This is a genomic window from Algoriphagus iocasae, from assembly GCF_014206875.1.
Classification (GTDB): Bacteria; Bacteroidota; Bacteroidia; order Cytophagales; family Cyclobacteriaceae; genus Algoriphagus; species Algoriphagus iocasae.
The window spans coordinates 38,257-52,588 of the sequence record NZ_JACIJO010000006.1; the positions used below are offsets into that span (position 1 = coordinate 38,257).

Annotated in this window: 11 protein-coding genes; 6 read left to right on the forward strand and 5 right to left on the reverse strand. The window is 38.8% G+C overall.

Annotated features, from left to right (window positions below):
- Positions 1-103 precede the first annotated feature (103 nt).
- Complete coding sequence (locus tag FHS59_RS22390) at positions 104-976, reverse strand: geranylgeranylglycerol-phosphate geranylgeranyltransferase (RefSeq protein ID WP_246388583.1); 873 nt, start codon at positions 974-976, stop codon at positions 104-106.
- A 140-nt stretch (positions 977-1,116) separates the two neighbouring features.
- Here FHS59_RS22390 and FHS59_RS22395 point away from each other — a divergent pair, with 140 nt between their 5' ends.
- On the forward strand, positions 1,117-2,487 hold the full coding sequence (locus FHS59_RS22395) for a Gfo/Idh/MocA family protein (protein ID WP_184498469.1): 1,371 nt from the start codon (positions 1,117-1,119) through the stop codon (positions 2,485-2,487).
- A gap of 138 nt (positions 2,488-2,625) precedes the next feature.
- On the opposite strand, the gene FHS59_RS22400 is transcribed toward FHS59_RS22395, so the two are convergent.
- The 3 genes from FHS59_RS22400 to FHS59_RS22410 form a co-directional block, all read right to left on the reverse strand.
- Complete coding sequence (locus tag FHS59_RS22400) at positions 2,626-3,486, reverse strand: ROK family protein (RefSeq protein ID WP_184498471.1); 861 nt, start codon at positions 3,484-3,486, stop codon at positions 2,626-2,628.
- Between the two features lie 87 nt (positions 3,487-3,573).
- Positions 3,574-5,901: a PIG-L family deacetylase gene (locus tag FHS59_RS22405; RefSeq protein ID WP_184498473.1), complete on the reverse strand. Its 2,328-nt coding sequence runs from the start codon at positions 5,899-5,901 to the stop codon at positions 3,574-3,576.
- Positions 5,902-6,140: 239 nt separating this feature from the next.
- Complete coding sequence (locus FHS59_RS22410; protein ID WP_184498480.1) at positions 6,141-7,595, reverse strand: DUF294 nucleotidyltransferase-like domain-containing protein; 1,455 nt, start codon at positions 7,593-7,595, stop codon at positions 6,141-6,143.
- A gap of 52 nt (positions 7,596-7,647) precedes the next feature.
- On the opposite strand from FHS59_RS22410, the gene FHS59_RS22415 reads away from it, so the two are divergent.
- The 5 genes from FHS59_RS22415 (at position 7,648) to FHS59_RS22435 (ending at position 12,713) form a co-directional block, all read left to right on the forward strand.
- Positions 7,648-8,133, forward strand: coding sequence for a gluconokinase (locus FHS59_RS22415; RefSeq protein WP_184498482.1), 486 nt, complete (start codon positions 7,648-7,650; stop codon positions 8,131-8,133).
- Positions 8,134-8,242: 109 nt separating this feature from the next.
- On the forward strand, positions 8,243-9,610 hold the full coding sequence (locus FHS59_RS22420; protein WP_184498488.1) for an amidohydrolase family protein: 1,368 nt from the start codon (positions 8,243-8,245) through the stop codon (positions 9,608-9,610).
- A 17-nt stretch (positions 9,611-9,627) separates the two neighbouring features.
- Positions 9,628-10,779, forward strand: a complete 1,152-nt coding sequence (locus FHS59_RS22425) for an aldose epimerase family protein (protein ID WP_184498490.1) — start codon at positions 9,628-9,630, stop codon at positions 10,777-10,779.
- A 61-nt stretch (positions 10,780-10,840) separates the two neighbouring features.
- The gene (locus FHS59_RS22430) at positions 10,841-11,977 is read left to right on the forward strand and encodes a hypothetical protein (RefSeq protein ID WP_184498492.1); all 1,137 of its coding nucleotides are present in this window, start codon (positions 10,841-10,843) and stop codon (positions 11,975-11,977) included.
- A 145-nt stretch (positions 11,978-12,122) separates the two neighbouring features.
- Complete coding sequence (locus FHS59_RS22435; RefSeq protein ID WP_184498494.1) at positions 12,123-12,713, forward strand: DUF4142 domain-containing protein; 591 nt, start codon at positions 12,123-12,125, stop codon at positions 12,711-12,713.
- Between the two features lie 56 nt (positions 12,714-12,769).
- Here the strand turns inward: FHS59_RS22435 and FHS59_RS22440 are convergent, their stop codons facing one another.
- On the reverse strand, positions 12,770-14,332 hold the full coding sequence (locus FHS59_RS22440; protein WP_184498496.1) for a glycoside hydrolase family 3 protein: 1,563 nt from the start codon (positions 14,330-14,332) through the stop codon (positions 12,770-12,772).

The following is a 14,332-nucleotide window of genomic DNA, read 5'->3' on the forward strand; positions in this document are numbered from 1 at the left end:
AAGATGAAATGGAATTGCTAAGAATGGCGCATTGAAGTGAGAATCTATTCGAAATTTGAAATAATAGATCCGATTAATTTGGTCATTACTTACCTCGTAATTTCTACAATAATCCCATACTCATCGTTCCGACAAGCATCAGGATTTTCGCATAGGTACTTAATTTGGAGAATTGGTCTTTGCGATCAGCTTGATAAATCAAGTACATGAAGTAACTGAAAAAGATCCCCAAACCACCGAAATAATAGAATATAATAGGTCGGTCAAGTTTGAAAGTCACTACGAAGATCGAACTCACAAAAATCAAAGCGATCATAAAAATGACCTTTTTGGTATTATGAAAACCGATCACGATAGGCAATGTTCTGCAACCGTGTTTTCGATCTCCAGGACGATCCTCTATGTCTTTGATGATTTCTCTGATCAAGTTTAAAAAGAAAGCGAAAATCGCGTAGGTCAAAATCAGCAATTCAGATTTTTGATAGTAAAACCCAACCAAATATATGGTCGTGGCAGTTAAAAGAGCCACCGTGAAATTCCCTATAAATGGTTCTCTTTTTAACCGATTACTATAAATCCAGAGAAGGAAGGCGGCAACTATATTTACCACACCTACTTTCGGTGAAACAATGAATCCTAGTGATATCCCAGTGAGATTCAAAATAGTATGGAGGAAAATCACTACTCTTCTTTTTATCCCTTTGCCTACTATTACTTCATTTGGCCGGTTGACATAATCAATTTTCACATCGTAATAATCATTGATCATGTATCCAGCTGCAGCGATAATCACAGTAGAAAACACCAATAAGTATAAATTGTAATCCTGTAAAACTGGGATGCCAGCATTTGTTTTGCCAACCAAAAAATAGGCAGTCATGATTTGGGCAAAGGCTACCATAAGTAGATTGATAGGTCTACTGATCCGGAATAGTCCTTCAAAAGAAATCGTTCTGTCCATGCTGATGGCATTCATGACGCAAAAATAGTCTAAATCAGTTCATTAACCCTTTTTTTCAAAACGGATTCAAGAAAAAAACGATTCCGTAAGTTTCAGGTTGTTAAAAAAATCAATTGATTATATTATTCATCCAAATTGAATAAACCCTTAAAACCATGAATACAAAATCTTTCAATTCAAGAAGAGATTTCCTTGCTAAATCCGGTAGTTTATTGGCCGGTTCTATTTTTATTCACCCGATCGGAGAAGCCTTAACTCTATGGGATAAACCAGGTGAAAAGATGAAAATCGGCTTGGTAGGTACCGGCATCAGAGGGACCACGATGTTTGGTCGAAGTGTGAAACAAGTCTATAATGATCAGGTGGAGTTTGTCGGACTTTGTGATAAAAATGAAGGTCGTGTAGCCTATGCAAAAGAATACATCGGAGTGGATTGCCCGGTTTATACTGACTTTGATAAAATGTTAGCTGAGGCTAAACCTGATGTCATTATTGTGACTACCATGGATAGTACCCATCATGAATTTATCATTAAAGGATTGAATTCTGGGAGAAATGTCATTTCGGAGAAGCCCATGACTACAGATGAGTTTAAATGCCAGGATATTCTTGATGCAGAAAGAAAATCAGGTAAAAAACTTATTGTGACGTTTAATTACCGCTATTCTCCACATAGACAAAAGATCTATGAATTGTTGAGGGCAGGTGAAATAGGGGATATTACTTCCGTTGATTTTCACTGGTATCTCAACACCTCTCACGGTGCGGATTATTTCAGGAGATGGCATGGCTATAAAGAAAAGAGTGGGACACTTTTAGTCCATAAATCAACGCACCATTTCGATTTACTTAATTGGTGGCTTGATTCAGATCCCGAGGAGGTTTTTGCTTTCGGTCAGCTGGAGTTTTACGGAAAGAATGGTCCCTACCGAGGAGAGACGTGCAGAAGTTGTCCTCACAAAGGGAAGTGTGACTTTTATTGGGATGTGACTAAAAATGAACATCTGACCAAGCTTTATGTGGAAAATGAGAAATATGATGGTTACCACCGGGATGGTTGTGTTTTCCGAGAGGATATCAATATTTATGATAAAATGGCTGTTCAGATCCGATATAAAAATAAAGTTCAGGTAAGTTATTCCTTGACGACTTATTCACCTTATGAAGGTTATAGAATTGCATTTAATGGAACTAAAGGTCGTTTGGAGGCTTGGGTGAAGGAAAGCCAGCCTTGGAAAGAAGAGCCTAAGGATGAAATACGTCTGACCAAAAACTTTGGGGAAAGTGAAATCATCGTGGTACCTCATGGCGGAGGTGGACATGGTGGAGGAGATACCAGATTGAAGGATAAAATTTTCAAAGATCCCGCCGCAGCAGATCCATGGAGGCAATCTGCCGGAAGTAGAGATGGGGCGATGTCTATCTTAGTTGGAATCGCAGCTAGAAATAGCATTGAGTCTGGAAAACCTGTAATGGTTCAGGATATGACAGATATTCCTTTGAAGGCTTCTGGAAGAGGAATTTGATAGCTTGGAGAGAATTCTTATTTCTTCTAAAGTCAAAATAAAAGTAAGGCCTTGGGATATTTCCTAAGACCTTACTGTTTCAAAAAAAAGCGACTCAAAAAGAGTCGCATTTTTAATCTATCTAAACCAACTTATTAACTAACTATTTACCACTTCAGGTTCTACTTCTACTAATGCCACAGCGCCGTGAATTGCAGTCTCGTCAAGCTCTGATAGCAAAATCTGGAATTTTTCCAGAACAGTAGGGTACTGAAAAGTGGATAATGTTTTATACAAGGATTTCTCAAATAAGGGGAAAGACTTTCTGATTGACCCACCTAAAACGATGGCTTCTGGAGCCAAGGCATAAAGGATGTGTTTTATCAATTCTCCCAAATGATGTCCATATTCTTCAAATGCTTTGATGGCAGTTGGGTCACCGTTTAAGGCCATTTTAGCCATTGATTTTGGTCTTTGATGATAAAAATTATGAAAGAATTTACCACTACAGTAATATTCAAAATTATTATCAAGATAAGGTGCACTGCACCATTCTCCGGCAGCAGAAGTAACTCCACTGTAGAGATGACCATTGATCACAATTCCTCCTCCCACGCCGGTTCCTAAAGTAATTCCGACCAGGTTTTTGAATTCTTTGCCAACGCCATATTTATGTACGCCCAAGGCAAAGCAGTTTGCATCGTTATTGATGAAAACCGGTTTTGCGAAGCGTTCAACAAGAAATCTTCTGAGTTCCACGTGCTGGAAAGCAGGGATATTTGCAAGGCCTAAAACTATGCCTTCGTTTACATCTACCAAGCCTGGGATTCCTATTCCAATTCCTGCGACATCATGATGCAGATAAGACTCGATAAACAAGGCAATCGTCTCCAGGATATGTTCTTTATCTTGATGGGCAGGAGTAGCGATCGACCGGATATCTTCTAGATGTCCATTGATCAATACACCTCCTTTGATGCCTGTTCCTCCGATGTCCAATCCCAAAATGGCTTTTTCCATTCGTTTTGGTTTACTGTTTAGCTAATAGGTTTAAAAGAAGGACATTGATGTGTTTGGATCATCAATGCCCAATCCATTTATTTAATTTTAGAGCATTCCTTCGATTGATTTTTCTAATTCTCTGGCAGTGGCCAAGAATTCCTCAACGTTCATGTCACGGAAGAAAATCAGACCGTGGCTAGATCTCACTTTTGCTCTGTCATGCTGATAGAAATAATTTTTACCTAGCAATAACTGGATGTCATTCAGCTGATTTACCCAAATTCTTTTGGCAACTGTACTGAATTTTCCATTGTGAGAATAACTAGGGAAAGAAGCATTTACCTGGCTTAGGTAGCAATTAGCAAAGGAATCTTCCATTACTGACATATCGCCGAGTGATACTGGAACAATCACATTTGCCTCATGTGGCTCAAACTTAAACCAAACATTTCTATATCCAATAATCCTTAAGTTACTGATATCTTTTTCTTCTCCCCACTGACGTACTGCCTCTGCTGTCGCTTGCAATACTTTATAGTGAGTGTCTGGACCAGAACCTTCCGGATCAAGTGTTAAACTAATCTTTGTTGGGTTAACTTTTCTGAACATTTCCACGATCGGTTCCACATCGCGCTTTTTATCTGGCTGCTCCGTAAAAATATCCCCTGTATAGAACCCTAATCTTAGGTGGTGAACATTCTTCACTTGTACACCAAAGTGTGCCCATACCAATTCTTCCTCAAACTCACGGATCATTCCTTTCAGTTTTTGGATTTTTGATGGGTTTTTCTCGCCATCATAGCTATTTCTCAAAATGCTGATGACTTCGTTGATTGTTTCTCTAAGCTGAGCTTTGTTTTTCACTCCAAAAACAATCACCAATGCACGAACCACTCTGTGACAAAGACCTCTTTCTCGCTCCTCAGCTCTTTCAGAAGCTACATTGGTCAGGAAATGATACACGTCTTTATCAGTCTTCAAGCTGTAGCCTACTTCGAAGAAATCCTCGAAATTGACCATTTGGATACGATCCTCGTCAAGAAGTTTTTTGGTGTGCTGTAAAGTATCGATGACAAAGGTGTTAGTCACCGCTGTGAATCCTGAAGTCAATACAGAGAAATGAGCTTCGTTGGAAGGTTCATGAAGTTGGTTGGTGATATGAGGGAGGATTCCCAAAGAAATATCATCGTGGTGAGGTCCTGTATGTAATAAAACTTCATCGGTTTCCTGCTCAAGACCTTTGGCTAATTTAGCCTCGGTACTTTTCATGACCAAACTCACAGTTTCTTCAGAAAGATCCGGGATCAGTTTGGTGTATTTGTCTGCTTTCAGATCAGAAAGCTTAACTCTATGTCCGTATTTGCCGATTTTTTTACAAAGATCGATGACCGCTCTTTCGGTCTTTTCCCAAGTCCATTCGCCCTTTTCATAGTAAGCGTCCATGGAATCGGTCAATTTCACAGCAGCTCCTTTTGTAAGGTAGAATCTACCATTTTTAAGTTTTTGAAGAACGGTAGCAGGGAATACATTGTCCAAAGGAGTTTCCAAAGAGTCTTTTACAATTCCCGCTTTGGCTTCCCCAGCAGCAATGATGATCGCAACTGCCTCAGGATTGTATACAATGGTATCCAAACCGATCGTGATTACCAATCTATTAGCAGAAACTTCAATCCCACCTAAGTCACCAGCTGCTACAGCTTGTGTTTCAAAGTTAGTTTCTGTCAATCTAGTAACAGAAAATATATGTGATCCTCTTGTGTTAAAGGCAATGTGTCCATCAGGACCAATTCCTCCCAAGAAAAATCCGATTCCACCTTTATCGCGGATTTTCTGCTCGTAATCTCCACACCATTTGTCAATCAAATAGATGGATTCCTGCTGAAGTTTCTCAAGGTCATTTTGAGGATCTCTGAATCTTAAAGAAAGATCAACTTTAAGATCTGGGAATACTTCTTTGTAAGTCAAGCCATTTGCCAAAGGAATTTCATCTGAATTGATCAGAATCGCATTTTCTTTGGAAAGCCCAAATCCCTGGATATAGAACTTATTTACGTAATCGTAAAAGCTGTTGTGTTGCTTGGAGGAGATTGGATAAAACTCATCAATCTGCACAAAGGTCAAGTCTTTCAAAACCGGTTTTTTGCAATTGCCTAAACCGTACTTTTCTCTGACGTCTTTACCTTTCTTATTATCCCAGTTTTCTAAAAGAAACTGTGTCCATTTAATAAAGAATTCTGGAGACTTACCAGTTGGTAAACTGATTACTCCATTTGGGTTTTCTGCAGCCCATTCTAAGAATCGACATGCGGTAAGCAGGCCAAGCTTTGGGAAATTGTCAACAGTTAAATAGGGGATAAGAGTGCTGATTTTCTCAACCCCGGATTCCTTAAGAAAACTTTTTTCTACTTCTGAAAGTGGATACTTACTTAGCATGCTGTTGGAACAGGTTTGGTTTTGTTGGGAATAATAATTTTGTAAAACTCCAATTCCAAAGAATATTTAATAATTTTTTCACATTAAAAGGACAATATGCCTAATTTTATGTAATAATTAAAAATATTATTTGGCGAAAAGTCAGAAGAATTATTTTAAATCTGACTAAACAAATTTAAAAAAAGTTTTTGAATAAAAAGCACTTTAATAAAAATTTTATAAAAGTATCTTCACTATACTTACAAAGTTCTCGTGAAAGCCATCTTTATTCGGGCCTGGAAGTCTTCTAAAACTTTAAAAATTTCAAGAAGTGTTACTGATTGAACTTTCGTGATTTGATCAAGGATCAAAAAGTTTTTAGGCTTTTCATTCAAATTCAAGATTAAAAAAGCTTGATTCTCCAGACGCAATGCCATCAAATAATCAAAGGCATGAATTAATTCTTGAGATTCTTTTTTCGAAAAAACTCCTTTTTCTGTGAGTAATTCTATCCTTCTGATGGTGTTGGATTCAAAGACCCGGTATTTGAGAGCATAGACCCGAGCCAGGTCTACCATAGGACGCATGATGTGTTTGAGGTTGATCTGCTTTTCACCATCGATGTTTTCAGCTTTTATCTTTCTGAAAAATGTCAACGGCGGCTCATATTGCAATGCATTATGTCCAAGTTTGGTGTAAAAAATTTCAGGAGCTTTTTGAAGCTGAAAATCCATGAAATCTTTTAACTCGTCCAGCAAGGAGCTTTCCCCATAAATTGCCCTGCAATCAAAAAATGTCGCATAATTCATGGCGGTTTCTTGTGTGGCGTCTTGAATCCAACTTTCGTAATTCCTTTTCCAATGTGAAAGCGAGTGCGTCCACTTCGGATTCATGGCCATTAACTCTCCCTCACAAAATACTATACCTATTTCGTCTAATGCTGTAGAGACTCGGCTGGCAAAATCCAGGAAATATTCCCTGACTTCTTCCCGATGCTCGTTTGCTTTGTCTTCATAAATAATCGCATTATCCTGATCTGTTTTCAATGTGAGTTCTCCACGGCCCTCACTTCCCAAAACAAAGAAGACAAACTTGGCTGGTGCTGGACCAATATCTTTAATGACTCTTTCTATTACCCGCTGGGTGATCGTGTCTGCAATAGTGGAGATAATTTGATTTACAATGCCGGCTTTCATTCCCCTCGATAAAAGGAGGTGAATGATCTCTGGCATTCGATTCCATTTTTCTTTTAATTCCGGGATTTGACGGGCCTCTTTTACAGACTGGATAAACATAAAAGGACCTTGAGATTGCTCTGTCAGGATTTTTGTTCTACTTATCCAACCTACATAATTTCCATTTTTGACCACCAGAAGATATCGGGATTTGGTCTGAAACATCAGCACCAATGCTTCCACTAAAAAGGCTTCAAGATGGATAGTGACCATATCTGACTCCATGATCTTAGAAACCGGGATTTGTGGTGAAAGGTCCTCGGCAAGAAGTCGGTCTCGCAGCGTAATATCAGTGATATATCCCTCTATTTCTTCCTGGGATTTTCCGATAAACAAACAGCTCACTTTTTCTTTAGCCATTTTTTTGGCACAATCAGAAACACTTGTATCCGGACTGGCGATTCTCAAATGTCTAAAATGAAGATCCGATATTCTTTTGGAGTAAAACTGTTCGGAAATTGAGAGCATGGAGGAATCCATAGAGTAAAAATTTTGAGTACCTGAAAATAATTTAAATTCCTAAATTGGAGGCATGTTAATAATTGTCACTGGAGTCTCAGGAACAGGCAAAACCACTATTGCTTCCGGACTTGCAAATCATTTCAATTTACCATTTTTTGATGCAGATCATTTTCACCCTGCAGAGAATATTGAAAAAATGAGTCAAGGTTTCCCACTTGATGATCAAGATCGCATGCCTTGGCTTCAGGCTTTGGCTAATAAACTGATCGAATCACAAAAGTCAGGAGGGGCGGTTTTGGCTTGCTCGGCTTTGAAAGAGGATTATCGGAAGATTTTAAATGTATCAGATCAGGTTCGCTGGATTCATCTGAAAGGAGATCGGGATTTAATCTGGGAACGCATGCTGGCCAGGAAAAATCATTATATGAAAGCAGGAATGCTGGATTCTCAAATTGCCACTTGGGAAGATCCCGCATATGGACTGCATTTATCCATCCGACAAAGCCCCGAGGAAATGATTTCTCAAGCCATTTCCTTTCTAGATAAAGAGGTATGACTTACCAGAATCATTCAATTTATAGAGGAAGAAGTTTTTGCTTTCTCTAAAATGGTTGCTTTCAATTTTTGAATACACGAACTTAATAAAGTCACTATCCAATTCAGCTATGAAAAAAACACTAGTTTATATTCTTATTTGTTGCTTCGTACCACTGGTTCAGGTCTTTTCCCAAGTCCAACTAGTGAGCAATGTACATGTGCTCACGATGGAGAATGATGAGGTTTTGAAAGATCAAGCAATTTTGGTGGAAAATGGGAAAATTGTAAAAATTCTTCCGATGTCTGAAGTTGGGAACTATAAAGGTTCGACAGTAATCGATGGAGGAGGAGCTTATGTGTTTCCCGGCTTGGCAGAATTCCATTCTCATATTCCCGTGGCTCAAAATGGCAATACACAACTTCAGGAAGAGGCTATGTGGCTTTATTTGGCAAATGGCGTTTTAAGGGTTAGAGGAATGATCGGACATGCTTCCCATTTACCTTTAAAAGAGAGAATTGATAGTGGTGAAATCGATGGTCCAAGATTATATCTTTCAGGCCCTTCTTTTAGCGGTACTTCGGTTTCTTCGGCCGAACAAGCCGCACAAATGGTTAGGGATGAGAAAGCTGCAGGTTATGATCATCTCAAGTTACACCCTGGATTGGAGATGGTTGAATTTTTGGCGATTTCTAATACGGCCAAGGAACTGGATATTCCATTTGGAGGGCATGTTTCTTTGAATGTGGGACTGGAAGCCAGTTTGAAAGGAGGATATAAATCCATCGAACATATGGATGGTTATGTGGAAGCATTGATTCCAGACTATTCAAAAGTTTTGGATCCAAAACAAGCTGGGCCATTTACCATGTTGCTCGTTAAAGAAGCGGATTTGAGCAAGCTTCCGGAATTAGTGAAAATGACTTTGGAAACTGGAGCTTGGATCGCTCCAACTTTAACATTATTTGATCGATATTTTGGGTACAAGCCTGCGGAAGAATACAGGAACATTCCAGAGATGAAATACATGTCTGCCGAGCAAGTTCAAAACTGGATCAATGCCAAAACGCCTTATGAAGATGCCGGTGTATTGACCAAAGAAAATGTGAAGCCCTATCTGGAGTTTAGAAATATGCTTTTCATGACCTTGCATCAAGCTGGTGTTCCGGTATTGATGACATCGGATTCGCCACAGGTTTTTAATGTACCGGGATTTTCTATACACCATGAGATCAAATTGATGTCTGATGCTGGTATGTCTAATTATGAGATTCTAAAAACCGGTTCGGTCAATCCTGCAAGGTATTTTGATGAAGAAGGAGAATGGGGAGTGATTAAAAATGGAGCTTCTGCGGATTTTGTGCTGGTTAAAAATAACCCTTTGGAAGATCTGGAGACATTGAAAAATCCGATTGCAGTAGTGATGAGAGGAGAATATTTTGATCAAAATAGGATTCAGGAAGAACTGGCAAAGATTGAAGCAAACCATAAACGATAATTTTTTTCCAAGATGCTATGAAATTAAAATTCAAGAAAAGATGGGCTGTTGCCTTTGCCACTTTGTTTTTGGCTTGCCAAACTAAGACTGCGGAGAAAAAAGTAATGGAAGAAACCAGAGAAATCAACTTTGAATTCAAAGCTGAAAAAGTAGGGGACTGGGAAGGGAAAGATGTTTTTAAGTACAGTTTGGGCAACGGATTTATGGAAGTGGAAATGACGAATTTTGGAGGGATTATTTCCAAAATCCTAATTCCAGACAAAAATGGAATTCTTGAGAATGTCGTCCTTTCTTTGGATAGCATTCCACAGTATTTCACCGGAAATGGCCCCTATTTAGGCGCTGCAGTCGGGAGATACGCAAATCGGATTTCCAAAGGATCTTTTACACTGGATGGAGAAAAAGTGGAAGTGACTAAAAATATTGGGGAGAATCACTTGCATGGAGGGAGAAAAGGGTTTGGTGTGAAAGTCTGGGATCAGGCTGAGCCTTATGATTCTGAAAATGGAATCGGCGTAAAAATGCATTATATGAGTGCAGATGGAGAAGAAGGTTTTCCTGGCAAGTTGGAAACTTGGTTGTATATGGAGCTGACTTCGGAAAATGAGATCAAAATCCGCTTTGAATCGACTACCGACAAGAAAACAGTTGTCAACTTGACCAATCATAGTTATTTCAACTTAGGCGGAATCAAGCGTGACGTGAAAGACCACGAAGTTCAAATAATGGCAGACGCTTATACTGAGGTGGACAATCAATCAATTCCAACTGGTGAAATACTCGAGGTAGAAGGCACACCATTTGATTTTAGAACTCCAAAGAATTTGGGAGAGCAAATGGAAGCTAAAGGAGGAGGCTTTGATCATAATTATGTCACGAAAAGAGAAAATTCCTCGGAGCTCCAGGAAATCGCCAAAGTAAAACATCCGGAGAGTGGAAGAATCATGGAAGTATTTAGCACAGCTCCGGGAGTTCAATTTTATACTTCAAATGGCATGAGGAATTTTAAAGGCGCTGAAGGTAAAGTTTATCAACCTTTTTGGGCTTTTTGCTTAGAACCGCAAGCTTGGCCGGATAGTCCGAATCATGCTAATTTCCCTTCAGCTGCATTGGCACCCGGAGAAAAATATGTGCATGAAATAGTTTTTAAATTTGAGGTAGAAAAATAACGAAAGGATAAGTTTCAGAATTTCAAATAATTAGTTAGTTTGTTTTTTTAAACAATAACCCATGAAAAACAAACTTACTTTTTTAGCACTCTTACTGGGTGCTATTTTTTTGTCCTCGTCCGGATTTGCCCAAAAAATCCAGTTAAAAAAGGTTGCCGATTTGAATATTGAGAGTTTGGCTCCAGTTGGTATCCGGGATTATGATCCTGTCAAAGACGAATATCTAGGTTTTGTCAATAAAGGTTCTGATGGATTGGAATTGGCGATTTTTGACTCGAAAGGAAAAATTTTGGTTAGTGAAGTCAGGAGAGGAGATGGCCCAAACTATTATTCTTCTTCCGCCTTGACGATGGGATTTGCTCCTGATGAGGGGATATTTGTACAAACTTCCACGGAGTTTCTGAAATATGATCGGGAGTTTAATGTGATCAAAAGAATCCGCTTTGAGCCAAAATTCACGACTGAGGTTTATTCTGGGCCAAGGGAGAAGTTTATTCCCTTGTCGAAAGGAGATCAGATTTCATTTTTGACCAGTGTTTCAAATATTTCAGGAATGGCATTGGGGCCCGAAGTTCCTTCAAAAACTCAATTGATAGAATATTATGATCCTTCTTTGCAATCAGTTCAATCTATTGCTCCTCTATCAGAAAGAGCGGTTTTTCAAGGGTATCAAGATGAAAAAACTCCTGTGCCTATTTATTCCATTTATGGATTAAACTCTAAAGAGAACCTCTTATACTTGACTACAACGATAGATAATGAGATTACCGTCTATAATCCGATCAACTGGTTTGTTGTCAAAAGAATTAAAGTGAAACATGAGAAGTTTAAACCTTTAGATAATATACCTCTTAAAGAGACGAATTTTGATAGAGTAGAAAGATATAAGTTATACGCTGAGAACCAAAAGCTATTAATGTTTGATTCTGATTTACTTGGATTAGTTTATATTTTGGGAGAATCTGAAGCTTCCTTTGAATCTAGAAAAAACACCGGTATAAAAAGTCGATTAAAAGATCCTGAATCATATAGATTAATCCTTTTTAAAGATGGGGTTCAGCTGCCAGGCGAGCACATGATTTCCTCAGGATTGATCGAAATGCCTCTTCCAAATAATAGATTTTTAGTAAAAGTTAGTGAGGGGGATGAAGAGATGGAATACTATCCTTATGAGATTTGGGAAGTTGTTGAAAATTGATTTTATCGAGAAATTCTTTCAACAGACTGGTGAATTTTTACCCATAGATATTATCGTAAATCACTGTATTGGGCATTTGAAGCGTTGGGAATAGGGTTTGCAAGTAAGTAGTCGAACATTTAACCAACTATAATTACTAGTACTTATGAAAACCAATTTTCAACAATCCACCCCAGTCAGAACTTTCGGAAATAAGCTGAAGATGTCTGGCGCTGTATTATTAGCCGCTTTTGCCATTGGCGGTTTGAGTTCTTGCGAAAATGAAGATGATGAGCCAATTGTGGATACAGTCAGTGAGCAAGATATGAATTTTGCCATGTCCGCATCGCAGCATACCAATGCACAAATTAGTTTTGGAGAGCTGGCCTTGTCTAATGGAGAAGATGATTCTGTTTTGGAATATGCCAGATTGCTCGTAGATGAAAACACGGAAAGCAAGGAGGAACTGGCCGCAATTGCTGATGGTAAAGACGTGGAGATTTCCGATGGAATTACTTCTGAAATGCAGGCTAAGTATGATGAATTAGCTGCTTTGAAAGGGGAGGAATTTGATAAAGCCTTTATCAATTTTCAGGTTGACCTTTTGAATGATTCCATGTCTATGTTTGAAAATCAAATTGACAATGGTGAGAATTTCACAATTTCAGGATATGCTGAAAAATCTCTTGGAATCGTAAAAGATCACAAAGCCGAAGCCTTGTTGGTGAAAGCTGAGATTGGTATTGAAGGTCTCTAAAAACCTTAGATTACCACAATTGAAAAATCCCAAGTCGTAAAGATTTGGGATTTTTTTTATAAAGTAACGCTCATTTTTCCGATCGCTTTCCACTCGCCAAGAAGATGTTTAACAGCGATTTTTTGAGTGGCCTCAAAAGTTTGATAAGCTACAATGATACTTGTGAAAGCTTTTAAATCTCCAAAATGACGCAAAGAAAGCGGATTTCCGAATAGATAAAGGATACAGTTTTTGTCTTTCGCCAATTGTTTGATCTCATCAATAATATTTTGATCCAGTCCGAAATTATTGATTGGTTTTGCAGACGGAACAAATAAAGTAATGATGATCAAATCTGCTTTTTTGTCCGATACATCCTGAAGATTTCTTCCAAATGCTTCTTGGAGTTGACCGGCAAAAATATCAGAAATGCCATTGGGAAAACTTCTGAGTCCAAGATTCCCAGATTCTCCCAGATCCCTGATTTTAATGGAATTGGTTTCTCCAGTTAATTGGCATAGGAATTCTTTTGACAGTTTTTCCAGAAATTTTTCATGGTTTTCCCAATTGAATTTTGGGACTTCAATTGTTTTGGCTTCAAAAACACCAAGATCTAATTTCAGCTGATGAAGCTTTTCGTAGGCATCATTAATTTCTTGTTCCCCAGCTTTTTCGGTAATCATTTCGATCCCTTCTTTGACATTTTCGGAAAAACATAAAATATCATTTCCAGCATAAAATGCTTCATACTCCAATTGTCCGGGAGTAGGGAACAGGTTTGCGACAGCTTTCATATTTAATGCATCAGAAATCACCAAGCCATTAAAGCCCATTTCATTTTTCAATAAATCTGTGATGATTTCCCGGCTGATGCTCGCTGAAATTTCTGCTCCATTGCTCAAAGCAGGGACGGCTAGATGCCCAACCATGATCATTTCCACACCGTGGTCGATTCCGTATTGAAAAGGATAAAGCTCCTCTGCCAATAGCTCTTTTTTGGATTTATTGACAACTGGTAGACCCAAATGAGAATCCACTTGAGTATCACCATGACCGGGGAAATGCTTGAAGCAAGCACCTATTCCAGCTTTTTTCATGCCTTTATAGGCTGCCAAAGCTAATCTTGCTACGCTATTGGTGTCAGATCCAAAGGAGCGATATCCGATGACGGGATTTAAGGGATTGGTGTTGACATCAGCGCATGGAGCCAAGTTGAGATGGATGCCGGCACTTTTCATGTCCAAACCCATTTTATATCCAACTTCTTCCACTTGCTTTTCTCCCTCCAAGCTGATTCCGCCAAGTGAAATTGCAAAAGGGTATGCTGGAGTTTTTTCTATTCTCATCGCCAGGCCAAACTCTCCGTCAATAGAAATAATCAATGGGATTTTTGATGCGGCCTGGTAGCGATTGATCAGATGAATCAATTTCTCTAACGTATCAGAAACATCCAGAACTTCCTGTCTTTTCTCAAAATTCGCAGCAGCTGAAATTCTGCTGTGAAAAAAAGTCAAACCGCCGATTTCTTCTTCTTTGATCAGGGTTTCCAAAGCTTGATAATTCTCTTCAGAATCATGCACAAAAGCTGCTGGAAAGAATAATTGGGCTACTTTTTGGCGTTTTGATAAGTTTGAGTTCAT